The sequence below is a fragment of the Bacillus sp. FSL K6-1145 genome (assembly GCF_038003425.1).
Taxonomy (GTDB): Bacteria; Bacillota; Bacilli; order Bacillales; family Bacillaceae; genus Bacillus; species Bacillus pumilus.
The window spans coordinates 1,125,929-1,149,870 of record NZ_JBBOPC010000001.1 but is presented as its reverse complement, the minus strand read 5'-3'; the positions used below and the strand labels follow the sequence as shown (position 1 = coordinate 1,149,870).

Annotated in this window: 22 protein-coding genes and 1 other annotated feature; of the genes, 3 read left to right on the top strand and 19 right to left on the bottom strand. The window is 41.6% G+C overall.

Annotated features, from left to right (window positions below; translation table 11 throughout):
* Positions 1–99: 99 nt before the first annotated feature.
* Entirely contained in the window at positions 100–1,737 is a 1,638-nt protein-coding gene (locus tag MHH41_RS05580) for a peptide ABC transporter substrate-binding protein (protein WP_050945285.1), read from the bottom strand.
* Positions 1,738–2,218: 481 nt separating this feature from the next.
* Positions 2,219–2,437 (top strand) — a binding site (T-box leader).
* Between the two features lie 53 nt (positions 2,438–2,490).
* On the opposite strand from MHH41_RS05580, the gene trpS reads away from it, so the two are divergent.
* On the top strand, positions 2,491–3,486 hold the full coding sequence (gene trpS / locus MHH41_RS05575; RefSeq protein WP_003212181.1) for a tryptophan--tRNA ligase: 996 nt from the start codon (positions 2,491–2,493) through the stop codon (positions 3,484–3,486).
* Between the two features lie 35 nt (positions 3,487–3,521).
* On the opposite strand, the gene MHH41_RS05570 is transcribed toward trpS, so the two are convergent.
* From MHH41_RS05570 to MHH41_RS05530, 9 genes are all read right to left on the bottom strand, one after another.
* Positions 3,522–4,274 carry a YjbA family protein gene (locus MHH41_RS05570; RefSeq protein ID WP_050945290.1) on the bottom strand — a complete coding sequence of 251 codons (753 nt, stop codon included), beginning with the start codon at positions 4,272–4,274 and terminating at the stop codon, positions 3,522–3,524.
* 152 nt (positions 4,275–4,426) lie between these two features.
* A complete protein-coding gene (opp4C, locus tag MHH41_RS05565; RefSeq protein ID WP_003212337.1) occupies positions 4,427–5,326 on the bottom strand; it encodes an oligopeptide ABC transporter permease in 900 nt (299 codons plus the stop codon).
* A 33-nt stretch (positions 5,327–5,359) separates the two neighbouring features.
* Positions 5,360–6,310 carry an ABC transporter permease gene (locus tag MHH41_RS05560; RefSeq protein WP_050945293.1) on the bottom strand — a complete coding sequence of 317 codons (951 nt, stop codon included), beginning with the start codon at positions 6,308–6,310 and terminating at the stop codon, positions 5,360–5,362.
* Between the two features lie 226 nt (positions 6,311–6,536).
* Positions 6,537–8,171 carry a peptide-binding protein gene (locus MHH41_RS05555; protein ID WP_340865870.1) on the bottom strand — a complete coding sequence of 545 codons (1,635 nt, stop codon included), beginning with the start codon at positions 8,169–8,171 and terminating at the stop codon, positions 6,537–6,539.
* Positions 8,172–8,254: 83 nt separating this feature from the next.
* Positions 8,255–9,277: an ABC transporter ATP-binding protein gene (locus tag MHH41_RS05550; protein ID WP_050945297.1), complete on the bottom strand. Its 1,023-nt coding sequence runs from the start codon at positions 9,275–9,277 to the stop codon at positions 8,255–8,257.
* The gene (locus MHH41_RS05545; protein ID WP_050945298.1) at positions 9,274–10,254 is read right to left on the bottom strand and encodes an ABC transporter ATP-binding protein; all 981 of its coding nucleotides are present in this window, start codon (positions 10,252–10,254) and stop codon (positions 9,274–9,276) included. The genes MHH41_RS05550 and MHH41_RS05545 overlap by 4 nt, the downstream gene beginning before the upstream one ends.
* A gap of 170 nt (positions 10,255–10,424) precedes the next feature.
* Positions 10,425–11,219 (bottom strand): DUF2268 domain-containing protein, encoded by a 795-nt coding sequence (locus tag MHH41_RS05540; protein WP_050945299.1) that lies wholly within the window; start codon positions 11,217–11,219, stop codon positions 10,425–10,427.
* 77 nt (positions 11,220–11,296) lie between these two features.
* Complete coding sequence (gene fabF / locus MHH41_RS05535; RefSeq protein WP_003211631.1) at positions 11,297–12,538, bottom strand: beta-ketoacyl-ACP synthase II; 1,242 nt, start codon at positions 12,536–12,538, stop codon at positions 11,297–11,299.
* Between the two features lie 21 nt (positions 12,539–12,559).
* The gene (locus tag MHH41_RS05530; protein ID WP_003212296.1) at positions 12,560–13,498 is read right to left on the bottom strand and encodes a beta-ketoacyl-ACP synthase III; all 939 of its coding nucleotides are present in this window, start codon (positions 13,496–13,498) and stop codon (positions 12,560–12,562) included.
* A gap of 169 nt (positions 13,499–13,667) precedes the next feature.
* Between MHH41_RS05530 and MHH41_RS05525 the strand changes: the two genes are divergently transcribed.
* Positions 13,668–13,901, top strand: a complete 234-nt coding sequence (locus MHH41_RS05525) for a hypothetical protein (protein WP_226805013.1) — start codon at positions 13,668–13,670, stop codon at positions 13,899–13,901.
* Between the two features lie 10 nt (positions 13,902–13,911).
* On the opposite strand, the gene MHH41_RS05520 is transcribed toward MHH41_RS05525, so the two are convergent.
* The 4 genes from MHH41_RS05520 to MHH41_RS05505 form a co-directional block, all read right to left on the bottom strand.
* Positions 13,912–14,109, bottom strand: a complete 198-nt coding sequence (locus MHH41_RS05520; RefSeq protein ID WP_003211983.1) for a ComZ family protein — start codon at positions 14,107–14,109, stop codon at positions 13,912–13,914.
* 10 nt (positions 14,110–14,119) lie between these two features.
* On the bottom strand, positions 14,120–15,082 hold the full coding sequence (locus tag MHH41_RS05515) for a BMP family ABC transporter substrate-binding protein (RefSeq protein ID WP_050945301.1): 963 nt from the start codon (positions 15,080–15,082) through the stop codon (positions 14,120–14,122).
* Between the two features lie 90 nt (positions 15,083–15,172).
* On the bottom strand, positions 15,173–15,748 hold the full coding sequence (locus MHH41_RS05510; RefSeq protein WP_226805011.1) for a nad binding enzyme: 576 nt from the start codon (positions 15,746–15,748) through the stop codon (positions 15,173–15,175).
* Between the two features lie 75 nt (positions 15,749–15,823).
* Positions 15,824–16,564: a hypothetical protein gene (locus MHH41_RS05505; RefSeq protein ID WP_003211061.1), complete on the bottom strand. Its 741-nt coding sequence runs from the start codon at positions 16,562–16,564 to the stop codon at positions 15,824–15,826.
* A 211-nt stretch (positions 16,565–16,775) separates the two neighbouring features.
* Here MHH41_RS05505 and MHH41_RS05500 point away from each other — a divergent pair, with 211 nt between their 5' ends.
* Positions 16,776–16,970 carry a YjzD family protein gene (locus tag MHH41_RS05500; RefSeq protein ID WP_003211779.1) on the top strand — a complete coding sequence of 65 codons (195 nt, stop codon included), beginning with the start codon at positions 16,776–16,778 and terminating at the stop codon, positions 16,968–16,970.
* A 115-nt stretch (positions 16,971–17,085) separates the two neighbouring features.
* On the opposite strand, the gene MHH41_RS05495 is transcribed toward MHH41_RS05500, so the two are convergent.
* The 5 genes from MHH41_RS05495 to MHH41_RS05475 all read right to left on the bottom strand — a co-directional run bounded on the left by MHH41_RS05495 (position 17,086) and on the right by MHH41_RS05475 (position 23,885).
* Positions 17,086–18,351 carry an MFS transporter gene (locus tag MHH41_RS05495; RefSeq protein ID WP_253622731.1) on the bottom strand — a complete coding sequence of 422 codons (1,266 nt, stop codon included), beginning with the start codon at positions 18,349–18,351 and terminating at the stop codon, positions 17,086–17,088.
* Positions 18,352–18,521: 170 nt separating this feature from the next.
* Positions 18,522–18,701 carry a YjzC family protein gene (locus MHH41_RS05490; RefSeq protein ID WP_003211282.1) on the bottom strand — a complete coding sequence of 60 codons (180 nt, stop codon included), beginning with the start codon at positions 18,699–18,701 and terminating at the stop codon, positions 18,522–18,524.
* A gap of 102 nt (positions 18,702–18,803) precedes the next feature.
* Positions 18,804–19,754 carry an ornithine carbamoyltransferase gene (argF, locus tag MHH41_RS05485; RefSeq protein ID WP_050945307.1) on the bottom strand — a complete coding sequence of 317 codons (951 nt, stop codon included), beginning with the start codon at positions 19,752–19,754 and terminating at the stop codon, positions 18,804–18,806.
* Positions 19,751–22,831: a carbamoyl phosphate synthase large subunit gene (locus MHH41_RS05480; RefSeq protein WP_050945310.1), complete on the bottom strand. Its 3,081-nt coding sequence runs from the start codon at positions 22,829–22,831 to the stop codon at positions 19,751–19,753. The genes argF and MHH41_RS05480 overlap by 4 nt, the downstream gene beginning before the upstream one ends.
* Positions 22,824–23,885, bottom strand: coding sequence for a carbamoyl phosphate synthase small subunit (locus tag MHH41_RS05475; RefSeq protein WP_340865863.1), 1,062 nt, complete (start codon positions 23,883–23,885; stop codon positions 22,824–22,826). The genes MHH41_RS05480 and MHH41_RS05475 overlap by 8 nt, the downstream gene beginning before the upstream one ends.
* Positions 23,886–23,942 lie beyond the last annotated feature (57 nt).

Below are 23,942 nucleotides of genomic sequence, written 5' to 3'. Positions count from 1 at the left end.
TGATTTTACAACATTTTCTCTAATCAGCAAGAAAGGTATATGGAGAGACATCCTCCATATACCTTAAGATCCTTGCCGTAGATCTCTTACACTATAATCTTACTTTTCGAAATGAGCCCATTTGTATTGAACATCACCAAGTCCAGATACGACGACACCTTTAAGTTTTGGATCTTGTACCCAAAGCTGAGTGTAGAAGTAGATTGGTGCTATAGGCATATCGTCGATGATGATTTTCTCTGCTTTTTTCAGCATTTCTTCACGCTTCGTTTTATCTGTTTCTTTCGCAGAATCATTCAACAATTGTTGATACTCTTTGTTTTCCCATCCAGTGTCGTTGTTTCCACCGTCTTTATCTTTGTAAAGCTCAAGGAAGTTCACTGGATCGTTGAAGTCACCTAACCAGCCCATACGTCCAATTTGGTAATCTCCACTGTGGATTTTGTCGATGTATACGTTCCACTCAGAGTTATCAAGTTCAACTTTCACACCTAAATCTTTTTTCCACATTTCTTGAATTGCTTGTGCAATCTTTTGGTGAGCTTCATCTGTGTTGTAAGAAAGTTTCAATGCTGGAAGATCAGAAACTGACTTATAACCTAATTCTTTCACACCTTTTTCAAGAAATTCTTTAGCAGTTGCTACATCGTGATCTTTGAAGTAGCCAGTTTTGTTATCAGTAAATCCTTCCATTGTTGGAGGAACGATTGCCATTGCTGGAACTTGTTCACCTTGCGTAATTTTGTCAACAATTGCTTGACGGTTGATTGAGTATGCAAGGGCCTTACGGATGTTTGCATTATTTAAAGGTTTTGATTCTGTGTTGAATTTGTAGTTATAAATACCAGCGATCGTTTGAATTTTAAGACCGCCATCTTTTTTCAATGTTTGTAAAGATTCTGTTGGAAGGTTTCCAGTTGGAGAACCAGCCCAATCAAGCTCACCTTTTTTGAACATGCTAAGCTCAGTGTTTGTGTCTTTGATCATAGACATGTTAATCTTTTTCAATTTCACAGTGTCTTTATCCCAGTATTCATTGTTCTTTTCAAGCGTGATAGAACCGCCATGTTTCCATTTAGAAAGAACGAATGGTCCGTTAGATACGTAGTTTTCACCAGCATTTGTGTACCAGTTTTTATTCTTTTCAGCCACTTTTTTGTTGACTGGCATATACGTATAGAATGCAGTTAGTTCAGTAAAGAACGGTGTTGGGTTCTCTAGCTCAACTACAAGCGTTTTGTCATCTTTTGCTTTAATACCAACATCAGCAACTTTCGCTTTCCCTTTGTTCGCTGCTTCAGCACCTTTAATATAGTAAAGCTGGTAAGCATATTGAGATTCATTTTTAGGATCTAATGCCCATTTCCAAGCATATTCGAAATCTTTAGCTGTGACAGGGTCACCATTAGACCATTTTGCATCACGAAGTGTGAATGTGTATGTTTTACCATCAGCACTTGTTTTGATATCAGAAGCCATTGCATTTTCTGGCTTACCTTCAGCGTTAATTCTTGTTAATCCCTCAAAAGTCTGACGGATGACACTTCCTGAAGTTGAATCATTTGCCAATCCCGGATGTAGAGAAAAAGGCTCAGTGGAGATATTCACATTTAGTGTTGTTTTAGCCTCTCCAGAACTGCTCGTGCTGTCGCCTGATTTGTTTCCGCTGAAACCACAAGCGCTTAATACAAGTGTGAAAATAAGCATTAAAGTAACAACAGACCAACGCTTTTTCAACTGTATTCCCCCTTATAATATGTTTTAGTTCAAAGGTCTCGATAGAAGATGAGATTCAGATTTAAGAAATAGCGTAAAAAAGTCCCTAAATAGCTTACTTTCTATTTCTTTTGTTTTTTCTGAATTTTCACTATGTAAAGAGCCTAGCACAAACGTGTGAACAAATTAATTATAATGAATAGAATAATTTATTGCAATATCAATTTCATATATTTTTAAAAAACGTAAATGGGGATAAAGAGGGATTTTTATAAACTAAAGTCTCAATCACTTCAACAAATTAAAGCGGAAATTGATTAAAATAATTTAACAAATTCAGCAGGAATAATGTTTTATACATATAATTAATCATCCTTTTTTAAAAAATTCTGACAGATAGTTGGTATTTTACCTAAAATTTTAAGTGTCAAACGACATGATGAGAAGGTCACATGAGGGCTTCGTGACTTTTTCATGGTCATCCTTTATAATAGATAGACATAATGTTGCGATGAAAAAGAAGAGTACATATATTCACCATTTACAGAGAGTCTGCGGCTGGTGCGAGCAGATAATGGCATGTATGGAATGGGCTTTGGAGCAGCTAACCGAACACTTTTGAAAGTAAGTAGGCTTAGACGGAGCAGTCTCCGATATCAACGTCTTGAGTGATTTCCATGTGAAATAACAAGGGTGGTACCACGGTTCATTCGTCCCTTTTCTGTTGAAAAGTGACGGGTGGGCCTTTTTATATTGAAGAAAAGAGGTTTTAGTATGACAAAGAAGACAATTTTTTCAGGCATTCAGCCGAGTGGTTCGGTCACATTGGGGAACTATATTGGAGCGATGAAGCAATTTGTCGATTTGCAGCATGATTATCACGGCTATTTTTGTGTAGTCGACCAGCATGCGATTACGGTGAGTCAGGACAGGCTAGCCCTTCGCCAAAATATTAGAAGCTTAGCAGCTCTTTATTTAGCGGTTGGACTTGATCCAGAGAAGGCGACATTGTTTATCCAATCAGAGGTACCTGCTCACGCCCAGGCAGGATGGATGCTGCAATGTGTTGCTTATATTGGGGAATTAGAAAGAATGACCCAATTTAAGGACAAATCCGCTGGTAAGGAAGCGGTTGTTTCAGGACTATTAACGTATCCCCCATTAATGGCTGGCGATATCTTATTATATGGTACTGATTTAGTCCCTGTCGGAGAAGATCAAAAGCAGCATCTTGAATTGACTAGAACGCTTGCTGAACGTTTTAACCGCAAATACAATGACATCTTCACTGTACCTGAAGTGAAGATTCCAAAAGAAGGCGCTCGGATTATGTCTTTAGCAGATCCGGTGAAAAAGATGAGCAAATCCGATCCGAACCAAAAATCGTTCATTACTTTATTAGATGAACCAAAGCAGCTTGAAAAGAAAATCAAAAGTGCTGTGACGGATTCAGAAGGCATCGTTAAGTACGACAAAGAGAACAAGCCTGGGATTGCCAACTTGCTGACGATTTACTCTGTGTTAGGTAACATATCGATTGCAGAGCTTGAGCAAAAGTATGAGGGCAAAGGGTATGGTGAGTTTAAGGGAGATCTTGCGAACGTCGTTGTTGATGCTTTAAAACCAATTCAAGATCGATACTATGAACTCATTGAGTCAGACGAGCTTGATCGCATTCTTGACGAAGGTGCTGAAAAAGCAAACCGCGCAGCAAACAAAATGCTGAAAAAAATGGAGAATGCAATGGGTCTTGGCAGAAAGCGTAAATAAAAAAAGCTTGCAGCACATCACGCTGCAAGCTTTTTCTAATTCACCTTTGATTCGTTTTCCATTTCCCAAAGCTTTTCAAAAAACGGCTGTCCCTTAATCATTTTTTCACAAAATGCTAAATGATTCTCTGACCATCCATCAATGGTTTCATTGTAAAGCATGTTCCAAATCTCTTCGAATGACATTCGTTTGATTTGATTGTACATGCGCGGATTCCATTCCGTATACCAATACGCAATCTCCGCCCTGTTTTGAAGACCTTTTAATTGATCGAGCGCCATAAACATTAGCTGCTTCAGCTGTCTTTCTTTTCTCGTTAATCCGCTGATGTGCTGCGGCGGCAAAGACAAAATGTGATACTCCTTCGCCGACTCAAGACGGTCCTGCGAGAATTCATATTCCTCAGCCTTCACATCCTTCACCATTTCATACACCAATTGCTCCTGCCTTGGGATTAAGCGGCTTTTCCTCACAGGAATGGAATACCCAATCGTATCCACAGCAATAATTCGTATGCCGTCTGTCACCACAAAGCAATATTCTAATTTACGCCGTTCATGATTTTTTCGAATATATGATTTCTCAAAAACAGATTCTAGCAGCGTCTTCGGCAGCTCTGAAAGATCATTCTCTATGTAATCATACAAAGGACTCTGCACCTTGAGTAAAGGTACTTGATCTAACAGCTCCACACTGTCCTCCTTGCGCCACTCATGAAAATGACACACATTGTAGCCATTTTCTTCCCCTTCAAACCAATTCACCCATACGTCATGAAGAAATAACATAACCAATCCCTCACTTTATAAAAACTGTTGTCCACAGTATGGGCAAGGGATAGAGAAATTATTCCAACTTTATTAAACTTCAAGCGGAGCGAATGTGGTTTGCATTTCTTTATTGCGCAGAGTCCCTTTCATCTTGTCATAAAAATGAGGCATTACTTTAACTTTTTAGGATCAAGCGCATCTCTCAGTCCATCTCCTAAGAAATTAAAGCATAAAACGGTCAGCAATATTAGTAAACCTGGGAAGAGCGGATACCACCACGCTTGCACCATAATCGAGAAGTTTTGTGCATCTTGCAGCATGTTGCCCCAGCTCGCTGTTGGCGGCTGTATGCCAAACCCTAGATAGCTCAGTGTTGATTCTGCTAAAATGACGGAACCTACTTTTAATGTAGCTGACACAATAATAGGACCGATACAGTTCGGTAAAATATGCGAAAAGATGATGACATGGTTTTTCGTTCCAATGGTTCTTGCTGCGAGTACGAATTCTCTTGTTCGCAGTGATAAAAATTCACTGCGGATCAGTCTCGCGGTTGTGGTCCATCCGGTCAAAGCAAAGATTAAAATCAATTTATCAATGCCCGGTTTGAAAATAGTAACGAGCGTGATCAAGAGAAAAATGTCAGGAATCGACAACACGACATCCACAAATCTCATTAACAAGGAATCAACAAATCCTTTGAAATACCCCGCTACCGCTCCGACCACAGTGCCAATGGTAATCGCACCGACCACCGAAACGAAACCGACTAATAAAGAGACCCTCGCGCCATAAAGCACCCTTGAGAAAATATCGCGGCCAAACTTGTCAGTTCCCATCAAATGTTCAACACTTGGCGGCTGGAGCCGTTTTAATAAATCTTGCTGCTCTGGTGCGTAAGGGGCAATCACAGGAGCGAAAATGGCTGAAAAGATAATGACCAATAAGATCACGGAGCCGGCAACCGCCAATTTATTTTTGAAAAATTTCTCGCAAAATAAACGCAGCATCGTCTCTGGCTTTGGCGGAAGACCTTCCTTTAATTTGAGATCAACAGGAGGTGTTCCCATATTAGGCTGTGCCAATTGTGCTTCAGCTCCCTTCTAATATTCAATACGCGGATCAACGATCGCATAGAGAATATCCGCAATTAAATTTCCAACCACCACGAGCACTGCGGAAATAACAGTCATCGCCATAATGACCGGATAATCTCTCGAAAAAGCAGAATCAATGAACAGCTTTCCAAGCCCTGGCCAAGTGAAAATTTGTTCCACTACGACTGCACCACCAATAAAGGATGGAATCATCAATCCGAAAATCGTAATGACAGGCATAAGACCGTTTCTTAACCCGTGCTTGAAAATGACTTTGTTTTCTCGAAAGCCTTTCGCTCTTGCGGTCCGAATGTAATCCTGCCTCATGACATCAAGCATACTCGACCTTGTGTACCGGGTGAGCCCTGCCATATCAGCGGTTGCTAAAACAAAGGCTGGTAAAATGATGTGATGAAGCCGGTCAAATACATTAAAATCGGCGTTTAAGGTAGAGACGCCGCCTGTTGGGAACCATCCTAAATTCACAGATAAAACCATTATTAGAATGAGTCCAAACCAAAAGTTCGGAATAGCCAGTCCGATAAAAGATGTAAATGTAATGCCATAGTCTAGCTTTGTATATGGACGTTTTGCCGAAAGAACACCGAATGGGATGGCGATAATCAGGGCGACTAATGTAGAAAAGATCATGAGGATGAGGGTATTTGGCAGCCGGGCAAAAATCAAATCAGCCACAGGCGTTCCCTTTTTAACAATGGAGGTGCCAAAGTCACCTTGAAGCATATTGCCAAGCCATTTCATATACTGCACATATTCAGGGTCGTTCAAGCCGTACTTATCAATAAAAGCTTCCCGGTCTGCCGCACTAATGGTTGGGTCCATCATAAGTGACATCGGATCGCCTGGTGCTGCTTTCATAATGGCGAAGGACAAAATGGTAATCCCAAATAAGATGGGAATGGAAAGCAGTGTCCTTCTAATGATATATGTAACCATATGCACAACTCCTTTTTCATCGGATCGCCATACTGTGATGAAAAAGGGCTAAAATGATCTTTCTTTTAGCCCTCTGTCTTCATTGCAATGTGATATCAGAACCCTTTCAATCTAACTGGTGCTCGGTGAATGAAATCGTGAGCACCAGCACGCCTGACTGACACCGAATGAAAGGGTATATCTTCACGCTAAAAGGAGAGAACTTTCCTCTTCTTTCACTAGCAGCCTACTGTTCAATCCACCATTTCTCGATTTTGTAATACTCATCTTTCGGGTGGTAAGAGTAGCCTTGGAGATTAGATGGCATCGCGCGATGTGAGTTGGCATAATAAAGGAACGTATATGGCTGATCTTCTGCGATCAATTCATAAATTTTTTCATATGCCTTTGAATATTCTTTTCGATCGCTTAAGTTCTTAGCATCCACTAACAGCTTATCGACCTCTTTATTTTTATACCAGATGTTATTCAAGCCTTTTTCTGACTGGCTTGAGTGGAAGATGCTGAATTGATCAGGGAATGTGGCAAGGCTCCAGCCGAGCAGCAGCGCATCATAATCCCACTTAGGCGGTGTCGTCTGCTCAATGAGTGCACTGAATTCCACAATTTGCGGCTTCGCTTCCACACCAATTTCTTTGAGCTGCTGCTGGACAACGACAGCAATGTCTTCACGGACTTTGTTTCCTTGGTTGGTCTTTATAACAAAGGAGAATTTCTTGCCATCCTTATCAAGATAGCCATCTCCATCTGTATCCTCCCAGCCCTCTTCTTTCAGCATCTTTTTCGCTTTTTCTTGATCAAATTCAAACACTGGAACACTTTCATTTTTAGGGTAGTTCCATGACAGCGGACTTTCTGGAATGTTGGCTACTTTGCCGTCTCCATCTAACACTTGATCGACAATCGTTTGGCGGTCAATGGCATGTGTCAGCGCTTGGCGGACCTTTTTACTTTTAAAGAGATCATTTTTCTGGTTCCAGCCAATGTATGAATAATTGAGCCCTAAATCAGATTCAATTTTAATGTTGCTGACTTTTTCAGCCGTTTGCAGCTCTGCTCCCGGTACAGCAAAGAAATCAATGTCACCTGCTGAAAGCTGGGCAATTGCTGCGTTCTGATCAGGAATCGTTTTAATCGTGACGGTATCAAGATATGGACGTCCATCCCAATAATCGTCAAAGGCTTCTAGTTTCACGTAGTCGCCTTCTTTCCACTCGGCAAATTTAAATGGACCTGAACCAATTGGTTTTTTTCGGTTAAATTCATTTTCACCGAGATCTTTTATAGGCACATCACCTAAAATATGCTTAGGCAAAATGCCGTAGCTTCCTAGTGTGACATTATAAAAATAGGGATCTTTTTTATTGAGCTTGAATTCGATTGAGTAATCCCCTGTCTTTTTAACTGAATCTAATACTTCAAATCCTGATCCGCGCTCCCCGTTGTAGTCCTTATTGATCGGAATGCTGTATGTAAACACAACATCATCAGCTGTCAATTCTTCTCCATCATGAAACTTTACGCCTTTTTTAATGGTCACATCAAACTGCTTCCCGTCATCAGATTCTTTAATATCTTCTGCGAGTGATAGCTGAGGGTTCAGCTTTCCGTCCGTTTGAAGTAAAAAGCTGTAGATTCTTTCTTCAATATCAGAGCTAGCCACATCTGTTGAATACAGCGAGTTAAATAATGTTGGTTCTGCAATGGAACCGATGACAAGATCTCCGCCCTGTAAAGGTTTACCGGTGGATTTCTTTTCACTGTCTCCAGAGGTTTTATTTCCACTAGAGCAAGCCGCAAGCATGAGCGTGAAGATCAGCAGTAAACTAATCAATATGGATTTTCTATTTCTACCTTTCATATACAATTCCCCCTATCCTTTTTTAGAAATGACGACAGATGCCGCTTCATCCCCCCTCTCAAAGATGAATTCATCCAAGCCGATTAAGCGTCGTAGAGGTGACAGGCAACGAAGTGGTTTGGTTTTAATTCTTGAAATGCTGGTATTTTTTCTTTACAGATTTGTTTCGCATACGGGCATCTTGTGTGAAATACGCACCCTTTTGGCGGATTTGCAGGACTTGGCAGATCGCCTTGAAGCATGATCCGTTCTCTTTTGATCTGACCTTTTTTACGGGTAACAGGGACAGAAGAAAGCAATGCCTGTGTATATGGATGGAGCGGTTCATCGTACAGGCTGTGCTTATCAGCAAGCTCCATCATTTTGCCGAGATACATCACGCCGACTCGATCACTAATGTGCCTGACCACACTTAAGTCGTGAGAGATAAATAGATAGGTCAGGTCAAATTCCTCCTGAAGTTCCTCCATCAGATTAATCACCTGCGCCTGAATGGATACATCAAGTGCTGAAACCGGCTCATCTGCGATAATCATTTCAGGATTCATGGCAAGCGCACGAGCAATGCCGATTCGCTGCCTCTGCCCGCCAGAAAATTCGTGGGGATAGCGATTTGCAAAGCTTGGATGAAGGCCCACCTTTGATAAAAGCTGTTCTACTTTTTCATTTCTTTCTTTTAAGGAATATAAGTGGTGTGTTTTGTAGGGTTCTTTGATGATGCTTCGAAGTGTTTTTCTAGGGTTGAGTGATGCAAAGGGATCTTGAAAAACCATTTGGATGTTTTTTCGTGTTGATTGTCTTAGCTTTGATTCTGATACACGGGAGATATCTTGCCCTTTAAAAAGGATTTGACCGTCAGTTGGTTCATATAAACGAATCATGGTCCGGCCTAATGTTGATTTACCGCATCCTGATTCCCCCACTATCCCTAACGTTTCACCTTTATAAATCTTCAAATCTATGCCGTCAACAGCTTTGACTGCACCGACTTTCTTCTGAAAGACGCCTGCTTTAATCGGAAAATGTTTTTTGATTTGTTTCAGTTCAAGTATGGTTTCTTTCTCTATTAGATCTGTTGCATGTGGTTGATTTTGAGCAAGGGTCATGTTTGGTCTGCCTCCTCATATAAGAAGCATCTGACGCTTCTGCCATTTTCAAAAGTCCTCAGTTTAGGCAGTTCACCTAGGCAGCGCTCCTTCACTTGCGGGCATCTAGGAGCAAATCGGCAGCCGGCTGGAAGCTGATCCGGTGCAGGGACATTCCCTTTTATTGCTGTTAGCGGCTGTATGTCTCCGTCAATGACAGGAATCGATTCAAGCAGCCCTTTTGTGTAAGGATGCAGCGGCTGATCAAATAATTCTTCGACGGTCCCATTTTCAACAACCTGTCCGCAGTACATGACAATGACTCGATCTGCCACTTCAGACACGACACCTAGATCATGAGTGATGAGGAGAATCGATGTACCAAATGTCGTGCATAAATCTTTCATCAATGTGAGCACCTGGGCTTGAATCGTAACATCTAGGGCAGTTGTCGGTTCATCTGCAATGAGGAGCTTCGGATCACAGCTTAGCGCAATGGCAATCATCACTCTTTGCCGCATGCCGCCTGATAAACGGTGCGGGTAATCTTTGATGATTTGTTCCGGTCTGGAAAAACCAACAAGCTTCAGCAGGTCAATCGCTTTTTTTGTCGCTTCTTTTTTTGAAAGTTTTTTGTGATAGATGAGGATTTCTGTTATTTGTTCCCCGATGGTTAGGACGGGATTAAGTGAGGTCATGGGTTCCTGAAAGATCATCGACACGTCATTACCACGAATGCTGCATAATTCCTTTTCACCATATGTAACGAGATCCTTGCCATCTAGCTTGATGGAACCGTCCATAATTTTTCCACCAGTGCCGTTAATCAAGCCCATAATGGATAAGGACGTAATGCTTTTACCAGATCCAGACTCACCGACTAATGCGACAGTTTCTCCTTTGTTGATACTGAAATCAACGCCATCTACAGCAGGTATCGCTTCTTTTTTTCTAAAAAAATAGGTTTTTAAGTTCTGCACTTCAAGCAGCGTGGTCATGTATTCGCCCCTTTCACCATCAATCAATAGAACAAAATCTAAAAATTTCATCTTTTTCGAATAAAAAGAATTATCAAAATTTATATTTGTATATTATTACATTGTTATGACGAAATCAAGAAGAATTTAGTAAATTTGTAATATGTCTCTTTTTATGTGAATCATTCACTTTATGAGTCTATCGCCTTTAAAAAAGTTTCGGATGGCTCTGCAATCATAGACTCCTCGCTGATTCTGTGTTCGCTGAAATACTTTTTCACGATATAAAACCCAGTGGCGTAACCAAGCATTTTGGGGTAGTTCCCTTTTCCATAAAGGAGGTTCTGTATCAGTCTTTCGTCGTCCTGCACTTTTTGATCAAGATGACTGGATACCCATTTCTGATACATACGCTGAAGCTGCGTTTCGTCATAGAGAGTGGTCCATTTGGCTGTATAGCTTTCTCCGTATCTATGATACACAGCATATTCAGCGAGCCCTTCCATCATGATTGTATCAAGGAATGTAAAATCTTTTTCTTCTTTCGTGAGAAAATGCAACCTACATACATGGTGATATTCATGAGTCAGCAATGTGCCGATACGTTCTTTCGGGGTATTTGGCGACAAAAAGAGAAAGACCTTGTCGTCAAATGCCATGCCGGATTGATAATAAAATTGCTCTCTAATTTCTTTACTGCTCTCATTGACTGGCAAAATAAAGACTGGAATGTCAGGGCCTTTCCACTGCTTTTGCAGCGCCCGGTATTCTTTCATGACGAGCTGGAAGTACCCTTTTTCTTTGAGCTTGTCGATCATGTCTTTGCATGATCGAAAAGAGCGAATCATGCCGTGATGTTGCAGGTGGGAGAGAATAGAGGACCATTCTTTTTCCTCCGCCCCTTTAAAATAAGGAACAAAGCGCGACGCAAGCTCCTGAAATGATGAAGATTGATGAATGAGATATTGTGTATTGACTAGACCCATACTGCTAAACACCTCCATTTTCATCATATGCAAAAAAGCGGCGATCTGATTATAGATCGCCGCCTTCTTAGGAAATATTACGCTTCGTATTTTTTAAAGATAATTGTCGCATTGTGTCCGCCAAAGCCAAGTGAGTTACTTAGAGCCACTTGTACTTCTTTTGAACGTGCTTCATTTGCCACATAATCAAGATCACATTCTTCATCCGGTGTTACAAGGTTAATGGTTGGAGGAATAACGCTGTCTTTAATCGCAAGCACAGAGAAAATAGCTTCTACTCCACCTGCTGCGCCAAGTAAGTGACCTGTCATCGATTTTGTCGAACTGATCGCAAGCTGATTCGCATGCTCTCCGAACACTTCTTTAATCGCCATTGTTTCAAATTTATCATTGTACGGTGTGCTTGTTCCGTGGGCATTGATATAATCAATTTCTTCCACAGACAAACCAGCATCTCGAATCGCTTCTTTCATTGCGCGTACGCCGCCTTCTCCGTTTGGAGCCGGTGCTGTAATATGATACGCATCTCCAGTTGATCCATATCCAACAATTTCTGCATAAATCGTCGCGCCACGTTTTAATGCATGCTCAAGTTCTTCAAGAACGACAATCCCTGCACCCTCACCCATCACAAATCCGTCACGGTTTTTATCAAATGGACGGCTTGCTGTCTCTGGATCAGGATTTGTCGAAAGAGCTTTGTTCGCACAGAAGCCAGCAAACGACATTTTTGTTAACGGCGCTTCTGTTCCGCCTGTGATCATCGCATCTGCATCTCCGCGCTGAATGACTTTAAATGCATCACCAATTGAGTTTGTTCCTGTTGCACATGCTGTTACAGTACAAGAGTTAACCCCTTTTGCGCCAAGTGCAATTGAAATTTGGCCTGTTGCCATATCTGGAATCATCATTGGAACGAAGAACGGGCTTACGCGTCTTGCCCCTTTATTTGAATACACTTCAAACTGCTCTTCAAATGTTTCAAGTCCGCCAATACCAGATCCAACCCATACACCAACACGCGGTGCGATTTCATCTGTGATTTCAAGACGTGAATCTTCTAGCGCCTTTTGAGCAGCAACGACTGCATATTGTGTGAAGCGTGCCATTTTTCGTGCTTCTTTTTTCTCCATGTAATCTTCAATGTTAAAATCTTTTAATTCTGCAGCCACTTTTGCTGTATATTCACTTGAGTCGACACGTGTGATTGGTCCAACTCCTGATACACCTGCTAAAGCATTTTTCCATGTTGATTCTACATCGTTGCCAAGAGGTGTCAAAGCACCCAATCCTGTAACAACTACTCGTTTTTTATCCATTAATTTGTGCACCTCACTCTTTTATCGGCCCCATCGCATAGCGATTGCGCCCCACGTTAATCCGCCACCAAAACCTACCATTACAATCACATCGCCGTCATGAATTTTTCCGGCTTCGATTTCTTCACATAGTGAAATCGGAATGGATGCTGCTGATGTGTTTCCATATTTATGGACTGTCTTCGACATTTTTTCAACTGGCAGCTCTAGGCGTTCGCGGGCTGCTTCCATAATGCGAATATTTGCTTGATGCGGGATCAAGAAGTCAACGTCTTCTTTTGATAGTCCAGCTTTTTCGATGACGTTTACGCTTGACTCGCCCATTTGTCTTACAGCAAATTTAAATACTTCTCGTCCATTCATGATTGTATGATCTTTTTCATCTAAGTACAAGTGCTTACCGCCTCTTCCATCGGCTCCAAGCTCAAATGAGAGAATTCCTTTCCCTTCGCTGACCTCTCCTAACACAGCAGCACCTGCTCCATCTCCAAACAGAACAGCAGTATTGCGGTCATCCCAGTCGGTAATGCGAGAAAGTTTTTCAACGCCAACGACGAGCACGTGCTTGAACGTACCTGATTCGATAAATTGTTTTCCAGTAACAAGCCCATACATAAAGCCAGCACACGCAGCGCTAATATCCATTGCACATGCTTTATGTGCACCGAGCTGCTCTTGAATCATACAAGCGACTGTCGGAAATGATTGATCTGGCGTGACTGTCGCCACAAGAATCATATCGATATCTTCTGCAGCTACATTTGCGTCAGCTAATGCTTTTTTTGCAGCAGCAAGCGCCATATGTGATGTATTGACATCATCAGAAGCAATTCTTCTTTCTTCTATACCTGTTCTAGTACGAATCCATTCGTCAGAAGTTTCAACCATTTTTTCTAAATCAAGATTTGTTAACACTTTTTCAGGTATATAGCGGCCAAGGCCAATAATTCCAGCATTCATTGAATAAGACTCCTTTTACTCATACGAGCATGTGATATTGTGATCTTATATTAGTATCTGGTACTAATTTTAACTTATTTTTTTCTCCTTGGCAATACAAACGTCTAACCTTTCCTCTCACTTTTTTCATAGATTATTGATATACCAATAGTAGAAAGGAGCATTTGATATGGCGCAAAAAGATATTTTTTCGGCTATGATGTTTGGACAGCCGCTTGAAAAGGAGAAAAGCAAGGAAGAAGCAAAGGAGGAACGCGTGGAGACATCTTCAAGTGAAGACTCCATTGACTACATGCATGTCATGAACCAAATTGGGAACATTATGAACTCCATCGATGAGCTGAAGCCTGTGTTTAAAGATGTTGGCCCTATGATTAGTGCCTTCAAGAAAAAATTATCATAAAAAAAAGCCACTATTCTGTGGCTTTTTCTGATTCTGCATCTGCTTTTCCAAGCTCATATGCCTCTTGCATAACAGATGTAAACAATGATAAAAGCGGCTGAAGAGCTTCGGGCTCAAGCTGAATACCTGCTTTATCTAATTCTTCTTTTGCCTGCGGAAAATACTTCATGGCAATTTGTAAAAACTCCATCGATTTTTCGTGCTGCATCATCGTATCCTCACTTTTCATTTGGCAGTTTGCCAGTTTTTTTGTAAGACGCAATATCACTTTCAATGTCTTTCAAAAAAGCACGGTCAATGGTGGAACTAAATTTCCCCATTTCGATCACTCCTTCTTTAAAGTCAAAGGAGTACTCACCTTGTGCATTTAGCTTGCCTTCATTAAATTTCTTCGCAATAATACTATACGCTTTATCCACATGCTGGACTGTGCTTGTTAAGACGGTATGGCTGCCGAGGTTGGATTGATCGGTGACATATCCGATCGCTGATAAATTATCAGCTTTGATTTGTTCAATGACAGGGATATTATAACCATCACCTGCTGGATATACAACATCTACGCCCTGTTTTTCCAATTTTCGATAGAGCTCCACGGCTTTGTCCGCATCATCCCAGTTTTCAACAAACTCGGCAAGCACTTGTACATGTTCATCTTGATATTTTGCACCTTTAATAAAGCCGTCTACTTCGCTTTGCCAATCATATGTAGCAAGAATACCAATCTTTTTTGATTTTGACATATGTGCTGCTGTCATGCCTCCGAAAAAGCCCATCGCTTCACCTTTAAACGTCACATTCGCAACATTATCCGCCTGAGGCTTGTTTCCATTTACCGTGATAAATTGTGTTTTCGGATAATCTTCACTAATGATGTTGAAAATTTCGCTGTATTCACTGCCATGGCCAATAATCAAATTGACTCCTTTTTTGTGAAACTCTTCAATGGCATCAACGATTTTCTCTTTGTCGACCATTCCTTCCTTATAATAAACATCTACACCAAATGTTGATTGAATATTTAATAAGCCTTTATAACCTTTCGTTCCCCAAACTTGATCATTAATTGTATCGGGGACGAGTAAACCCACCTTCTCAATCTGTCCTTTTAAAGGTGCCTGTGAGCAGGCAGATAATAGGAGAAGGAACGAAAAGATCATGACAAGCCGCTGATACTTCATGCCATGTTCAACTCCCTTTGCCACATGCAGGCATGAACCTGTATGTTAAATATAGGTTTATTTTATACTGAAAAAAGATAAGATGGAAGATCATTCTTGCTTTTTGTCGAAAAATGTTGAGTTTTGTCTTTTCCATTCTGCCATCATTTCTTCTGCTTGTTTGTCATCTGTTTGTCTTTCTACCTTCAATTCATGTGTTATTTCCTGTCTTTGTTCAGAGCCTGATGCCCACTTGAACAAATCCCTTGCTACATCTTCTACAAAAAATGCCTCATCACGCTTCGTTCTTTCTTTATCAAGTGTCCATGGTCCAAACATACGAGGTAGAATAACAGCCGGCACATTCTGATTGGATGATTCGTCTTCGTTTTTTTCGTAAAGAACCCGGTACATGCCATGCGCCGCTTTCAAGTCTTCGTATCTTTTATCTGGTTCTTCTGATTGAATAAAGATCAGATCATACGTGTCTTTCCCATCCTGAAGGTCAATGACACGGAAAAGATCATTTCTGCCAAGCCACATCATTCGTTCTTCTAATAACCTCTTTTGCTCTTCTGTTTGCTCATGAGGGCATGTGATATCCATTTGAATGCCCTCTTTCATCATATATTCACACAGCGCTAGGCCAAAAAATTCATCTGCCCCTATGATCAGTCCTGTCTCCATGTTCATGTCCCCTTTTTTAGCTTATCGAATAAAAAGAAGAGCCCTTTCCATGAAGGGCTGTTATCATCCTATTCATCACAATTCTCTTTCATGCGATTTATAAAACTTGTGAATGGATTGAAAGATTCTTCTCGGATGATCAAACATATGCAAGGTGAGATCGATCTGACAATGCTCTGGATTCTTCATGTGCTGATCAATAAAAGGCTTTGCATGCAGTTCATATGCATAGGGTGCACCGTTTAGTCTTTGCCATATGTGAATCGGTACATGAGCAGAATGAACAGGGCAAGCTGGGAGCGGATACGTTTCCGCTTCCTTTTCAGAGCAGCCGTAGCTTTTCGCTAATTCTTTGATTAGCTGTTTATAAAAGAATTTGTGTTCCTTTTCTCTTTCCCGTTGTGCATAGAGATGCAGACATGGATTCACCATCGCAATGGATCTTAGCACTTCTGGCATCTCTTCAGCAAGGCTCATAGCAACGAGTGCACCCATCCCCTCTGCCAGCACATGAATTTCCCGGTTTAATATTTCTTGTTTTAATGTGTGATGAACGAGCTGCTTTGTACTAAAAACAGCATCTTCGCATCCCCAGTGATTCCCATGAAGATGACTATTAAACAATGTATATCCTTCATCCTTTAAGGCAGTTAAAAGCTGGTTTCTTCCATAGTGCTGAAGCCAGAATGATGTATTTTCCTGCACAAAGTGATTTCGGTCACCGAGGATAAGAATGCCAAAGCCATTTGGTTTTTGAGGAAGGTGAATGACGTTCCACTGGGAACCAAGCTGGAAAAACCGTTCGCTTACACCCATATGGCCAGCCTCCTTTCAGTGATTCTGCTTTCTATGATATGAACAACAACTCTTGTAGGAATAAGGAAATCCCCTAATGACAGAAGAATTCTTTTTATTTTTATAGAAGAAGGTCTAAAAATGGTCACATAAAGGCTAAAACAGTCTTTTCCCCTCACTCGTATCTATGGTATGATAATCAATAGATTGTTACATAAAGGACGGTGGGATTATGCATTATATTATCACCCTCATTTGGACTTTTCTGCTGACACATATGGCTGGTTACATCGTTGCTTCGATGAATGGCGCTGCTTATGACTTTACTTTGACTTCTATTCTTGCAGTGGTGTTTACGGTTATTTTATTCATCTTTGCTGAAGTAAGTCCAATGAAAGAAACGGAAAGTTCAACAAAACACTCTTAATACGTAAGAGATGAATGCGAGAAAGAGCTAAAATGATCTTGATTTTAGCTCTTTTCTTTTTGCTTGAAAAGCGGTACGCTAAAACCCCCTGCAGCTACAGGGGGTTTTTTATTGATTACACCTCGACGGTTTCGGACTTCTGTTTGTCTTGAGTCAAATGGCTTTTCGCAAGCCCTGTAAACAGGAAGATCGCGATACCTGATAAAATTTCAAGGACCCCGCCGCCAGCAATGACAGGTCCCGCTCCAAATCTTTCTGCCAGAACGCCTGATACGACAGCTGCAAACGGGAGGAAAACATTTGATGAAGCATTGATCACCGCGTATACTTGCGGCTGATCATCTTGGTCGACAGACGTTTGAATAATGACCATTTCCGGTACATTGATCGCACTAACGGCGGCACCGAATATAAAGGAGGCTAGTAGAACGACTGGCAGCCATGTACTCATCCCTGTGATAAAGAACGCAGCTCCTTCAATCATACCAGCGACAATAAAGAACAAACCAAATCTCTTAATTTTTATCTTCGCCAGAGCAAAGCCCATCATAAACGCGCCGACTGCAGCAACACCTCTTAAAATGGAATACACCATAGAATCGCTTTGCAATGCTTCTGCTACGTATACAGCAGATAGTGCCTGCCACGGAGCTGCAGCGACATTCATTAAAATACAATACAGCGTCAGTGCAAATAAAATGTGATGATTTTTGACGACGAGAAACCCTCTTTTTAAGTTATAAAAATATGTATTCTTTGCTTGTTTTATACCTGCTGCTTTGTCTTCAGCGGTTTTCTTTAATTTAACACCGATAATAAACAGGCCGGATATGATGAATAAGGCAGTGGTGATGAGCAGGGTATCTGCAGGTCCGATTAATTTGACTAAGAGACCAGCGACCATGACTGCTGCAAGTGCGACAATTTCAAAAGAAGATTGCAGGATGGCATTTGCTTTTTGAATCAGATGCTTCGGTACAATCTGCGGTAAAATCGCCACCGAGGCTGGGTTATACGCTGCACCTGTTGCCGATTGAATAACCATTAATGAGATCAATAACCATAATGGCAATAGATGCGAAAAATGCAATAGCGGAATAATGAGTACAATGGTTGCTCGAACGACGTCTGATGCGAACATCCATTTAGACAAATGGTGCTTTTTCATAAGAGGTCCTAGTATTGGGGCTAGCAAAGATGAAGGAAGTACGGTTACTGCTAGGAGAAGTCCTGTACCGAGCGCTCCATCCCCTCTCAAAATCAATAGCCAAAGGACGGATGTAAAAGCAAAACTTTCTCCTGTGTTTTTAATGAGTCTTGATATGAATAATGAGGTGAAGCGTTTATTCCAAACACTTTCACTGAGATTCGTCTTTTCCATCACACAAATCCTTTCAACTAGTTAATCTCACTTACATATTTTACCTTAAATTCTCTTTTATTCATACTATTTATTTGAAAATTTGAACTTAATTGTTTTTTATTATAAAGAAAAAAGAGGCATGACACATGCCTCTAAAGACTTATTCCAGCCGACTCTTAGTCAATTGCTTACGGCTTTCTCTGATAGGTCCAAACACGGTTATGGTTCGAGTTATCCGGAAAGACGTCGCCTGCTTGAAGCTTAATCTTTAAAGGATCTTTCACCATACTGCCGGTTTCACCGATCTCGACATACACACCATTATTTGGTGCTTTATTCCCTGATTTAAACTGATGCTGCTGACCCATTTCCATCCTCCTTTCTCGATGATGTTATTATGTCCCGTGACTTGCCTCTCCAATCCTTTATGCAAAAAGTCCCTGCTCCTACGAGTCAGGGATGCTTTTCATTTATTTGGTTTGTTGATACATGAGCTCTTTGATTAATGCTTTTTGTACATGCAGGCGGTTTTCTGCCTGCTGAAATACTTTTGAGTGCGGTCCATCAATAATGTCTGCTGTCACTTCTTCTCCGCGGTGTGCTGGGAGACAATGAAGAAAAATATAATCTTTTGCTGCATGACGCATTAGTTCATCATTGACTTGATATTCTTTAAATTCAGCAAGGCGTTTCTCTGTTTCTGCTTCCTGCCCCATGCTTGTAAACACATCGGAATAAATGACATCTGCATTTTGGACAGCAGCGACAGGGTCTGTCGTAACGATGACTTCTGCGCCTGATTGTTTTGCAAACTCACGTGCTGTGTCTGTTACTTCTTGAAGTGGTTCATAGCCTTTTGGTGATGCAACTGCAATATCACAGCCTAGCTGCGCACAGCCAACCATCAAGGAGTGAGCCACGTTATTTCCGTCACCGATGTAGGCGACTTTGATTCCTTTTAATGTTCCTTTTGCTTCTTTTATCGTCAATAAATCAGCAAGTGCCTGGCATGGATGGGAGTAGTCAGTCAGTCCATTGATGACAGGAATGGACGCGTATTGTGCCAGCTCCTCGACCTTCTCATGTTCAAAGGTTCGAATCATAATGCCGTCTACATAGCCAGACAGCACCTGCGCTGTATCACTGATCGTTTCTCCTCTGCCGATTTGCAAATCATTTGAGCTGAGGAAGAGCGCATGTCCCCCCAGCTGCGTCATTCCCGCTTCAAACGATACACGGGTTCTAGTTGACGATTTTTCAAAGATCATCGCTAATGTTTTCCCTTTGAATAAATCTTGGTATGGGTTTTGTTTCATTTCTTCCGCTTTTTCAATTAAATAAGCAATGTCATTGATTGAGAAATCTTTTAATGATAAAAAGTCTTTTCCGTATAATGTCGGTTGCACGTCAACTTGACTCATGCCGTCACTTCCTTTTTGTATAATTCTTGGAGCGATACTGGTGATACATCTCCATTTTTTCCTTGCAGGAATGCTTGAACTGTTTCATATTCTGTTAGAACTTGGACGCCATGTGTGAGTGCTTTTACGCGTTGCTCTTTTGCCTCTTCATCCTCGCCTAAATGGATATGAAGGGATTTATCTTCGTTTTGCAGCCAAGTGTCGAAGCTGTCCGTCCAGACGTCAAAGCCTGCATGTTTTGCGTCATCTACCAATTGTTCACTGCCTTTTATAAAGAGGCTACCTTTCTGATGCCAGATCGATGCAAACACTTTTTTCAAGGCGCTTTCGGCGTTTTTGCCTACACACATTCCTTCTCCTGTCGCTTTCATTTCAGGTGTCAGCTTTAAGTCAATATCTTGAATGGCATGTGATGAGAAGACTGGGAATTTGACCGCTGTTCCCCCTTTGTTTTTCGTTACTGGGTTCAGTTCTTCAAGCGTTGCACCAGCTAGTAATTGAGTCGCAAGTGGAATCATGTCAATGCCCATCACCTTGCTGACAACTGGAACGGTCCGGCTCGCCCGCGGATTCACCTCTAGTACAAGCGCCTGATCCCCTTTGATCACAAATTGGATATTCATAATGCCCTTAAACGCTAATTTCTTCGCTATTTGTTCGGACGCAATATGCACCTGCTGTTTGATGTCCTCGCTGATGGAGACACTTGGTAAGATGGCAAAGCTGTCACCTGAATGGACGCCTGCTTTCTCAATATGCTCCACGATCGTTGGGATGAAGGTCGTTTTTCCGTCAGAAATCAGATCCACTTCAACTTCTTTTCCAGTGACATACTCATCAATTAAAATTGGATACGGCAAATGATCTGGCTGATCAAGTAGTGACGTCAAATGCGCTTCTGACTGGACAACAATCATTCCCATTCCGCCAATGACATACGATGGGCGAATTAACACAGGGTAACCGATGCTGTTAGCATGCGTGAGCGCTTCTTCTTTTGAATGAGCTGTATTTCCTTTTGCATGAGGTAGGTTCAGTTCATCAAGAAGCTGATAGAACAGATCACGATCTTCCAGCGCATCTAGCGTGTCAAAGGATGTACCTAACAACGTAATGCCCGCTTTTTCTAAGCCTTCTGCTACATTGATGGCAGTCTGTCCGCCAAATTGAACGATGACGAAATCAATTTGCTCTGCTTCCACAACGTTTAAGATGTGCTCTAATGTAATGGGCTCAAAATATAAACGATCTGCGATTTCATAATCCGTACTGACCGTCTCTGGATTGTTGTTCATCATGATCGTTTCAAAGCCAAGCTTTTGCAAGGTAAGAACGCCATGCACCGCACTATAGTCAAACTCGACTCCTTGCCCAATTCGAATTGGACCAGAGCCAATGATGAGTGCACGCTGTTTTGTTTTCTCTTGATGCTCTCCATCACTTTTTCCAAAGTATGTGGAATAGAAGTAGTTCGTTTTTGCATCAAATTCCGCGGCACATGTGTCGACAATTTTAAATGAAGCCGTAATGCCATATTCTTGACGAAGCTGTCTAATCGCCTCTTCACTATTGCCCGTTAGAAGAGCAATCGTTTCATCAAGGAAGCCCTTTTCCTTTACCTTTTTCAAGGTGTCTTTGGAGAGCGTTCCCTCATGGTTCTTCAATTCCTGTTCGAGCGTGATCATATTGCTGAACACATGTAAGAAGAATAGATCGATTTTCGTCGCTTGATGGATCGCTTCAACCGTTTCCTGTCTTGAAAGAAGCTCCATGACAGCGAAGAAACGTCGATCGTCTGGTGTTTTGACAAGCTCAAATAGTTGTTCAGTCGATTGGTCTTTCAATTCTGGCAGGTGGAAACCCTTTGTTTTGATTTCAAGAGAGGCGACCGCTTTTTGGATGGCTGACTCTAAATTACGGTCAATCGCCATGACTTCGCCAGTCGCCTTCATTTTTGTACCTAATTGACGATCTGCCTGTTTAAATTTATCAAACGGCCAGCGCGGAAATTTCACGACGACATAATCGAGTGCCGGCTCAAAACTAGCATAAGTTGTGCCTGTGAGCGGGTTTTTCAGTTCGTCTAGTGTATAGCCTACCGCAAGCTTTGCTGCCATTTTAGCAATCGGATAGCCCGTCGCTTTTGAGGCAAGAGCAGATGAACGACTAACCCGCGGATTCACCTCAATGACAAAGTATTCTTTACTGAGTGGATCAAGGGCGAATTGGATGTTGCATCCCCCGACTACATCGAGTGCTGAAATGATTTTCAGGCTCGCTGAACGAAGCATTTGATAATCCTGGTCTGTTAATGTTTGCGAAGGTGCAACGACAATTGAGTCTCCTGTATGCACACCAACTGGATCGATATTTTCCATATTACAAACCGTAATACACGTATTTTGACGGTCTCTCATGACCTCATATTCCACTTCTTTAAAGCCCGCGATGCTTTTTTCAACTAAACACTGATGAATCGGGCTCGCTAAAAGGGCTCCTTCAATAAGCGGTTTAAACGCTTCTTCTGTTAAAGCAATTCCGCCGCCCTTTCCGCCAAGTGTGTATGCTGGTCTTAGGATGACTGGGAAACCTACTTCTTTTGCAAATTGAAGGGCATCCTTTGCATTATCCACAATTTCACTATCTGGCACAGGTTCGTTCAACTGCTTCATGAGAGCACGGAATTTCTCTCGATCTTCACCGTTTTCAATTGTTTCAACTGACGTTCCGAGCAGGGTTACCCCGTGCTTTTTCAGCACACCGGCTTTTTCGAGCTCGACAGCAAGGTTTAAAGCGGTCTGTCCGCCAAGGTTGGCTAAAAGACCATCTGGTTTTTCCTTTTCGATGATTCTTTTCACTGAATCAACTGAAAGCGGTTCAAAATAGATTTCATCAGCAAATGATTCGTCTGTCATAATGGTTGCTGGGTTGTTATTCACTAAAATGACTTTGTAGCCCTCTTCTTTTAGGGCCATACATCCTTGTGTTCCTGAGTAATCAAATTCAGCTGCCTGACCAATGATGATTGGACCAGACCCGATGACTAGAATGGTTTGTATGCTTTGATCTTTAGGCATGTGCAACTTCTCTCCTTGCTTGTTTCACTTTCTCAATAAAATCATCGAATACCCATTCACTTTCAGCAGGACCTGGGTGTGCTTCTGGATGAAATTGAACTGACATAATGAGCTTCTCTTTATGAATGAATCCTTCGACAGATCCATCATTAACATGAAGGAATTTCACGTCCACTTCTTTGTCATTCATGCTTTTTTCATTCACCACATAGCTGTGATTCTGACTTGTCATGAAAACACGTTTGGATTCTGTATCTTGTACAGGGTGATTCGCCCCGCGGTGGCCAAATGGAAGCTTATACGTATCCCCGCCAAGTGCAAGAGCGATTAATTGATGACCTAAGCAGATTCCAAGTGTCGGGAAGGTCATCATGATGTCATGAATGGTTTTTAAATATGGCTTCATTGTTTTGGGATCTCCAGGTCCATTCGATAGCAGGACCGCATCTGGCTTAATCTCAAACACCTTTTCCAGCTGTTTGTACGGAATGACGGTTACTTTACAGCCGCGCGCTTCAAGCGAATCTACTATTGATTTTTTAAAGCCAAAATCAATAAGCGCTACATGTTCCTCGCCGCTGCCTTGAGTGTAGATTTCATCGTCTGTCACCTGTGCGATCACATTGTCTTGTTTCATGGCCGGCGGTGTTTCGTTTTCGTCTACACTGATCACAGCGTTCATCGTCCCATTTGCCCGGATGTTTTGCACGACTGCACGTGTATCGGTATGAGTCAGAAGCGGAATGTTCCACTTCTGTAAATAATCTTTTAAGCTAACAGCTGCAAGATGGTGAGAGAAATGATCCGCTGCTTCATACACAACGACAGCTTTCACTTGTGGTTTTTTGCTCTCAAAGTCTTCATGATTAATACCGTAATTTCCGATGAGTGGATATGTGAAAACAATGATTTGTCCCTTATAGGAAGGGTCTGTGAGCACCTCTTGGTAACCTGTCATCCCTGTAAAGAAAACCACTTCACCTGTCATGCCAGCTTCTCCTGTCAGATCTCCTTCAAAAGAGGCTCCATCTTCTAAATTTAAATAACCTTTCATGCTTGTGTCACCCCAAATTGAATAATTAGTAATATAAATGCATTTTTATGCGTTTTG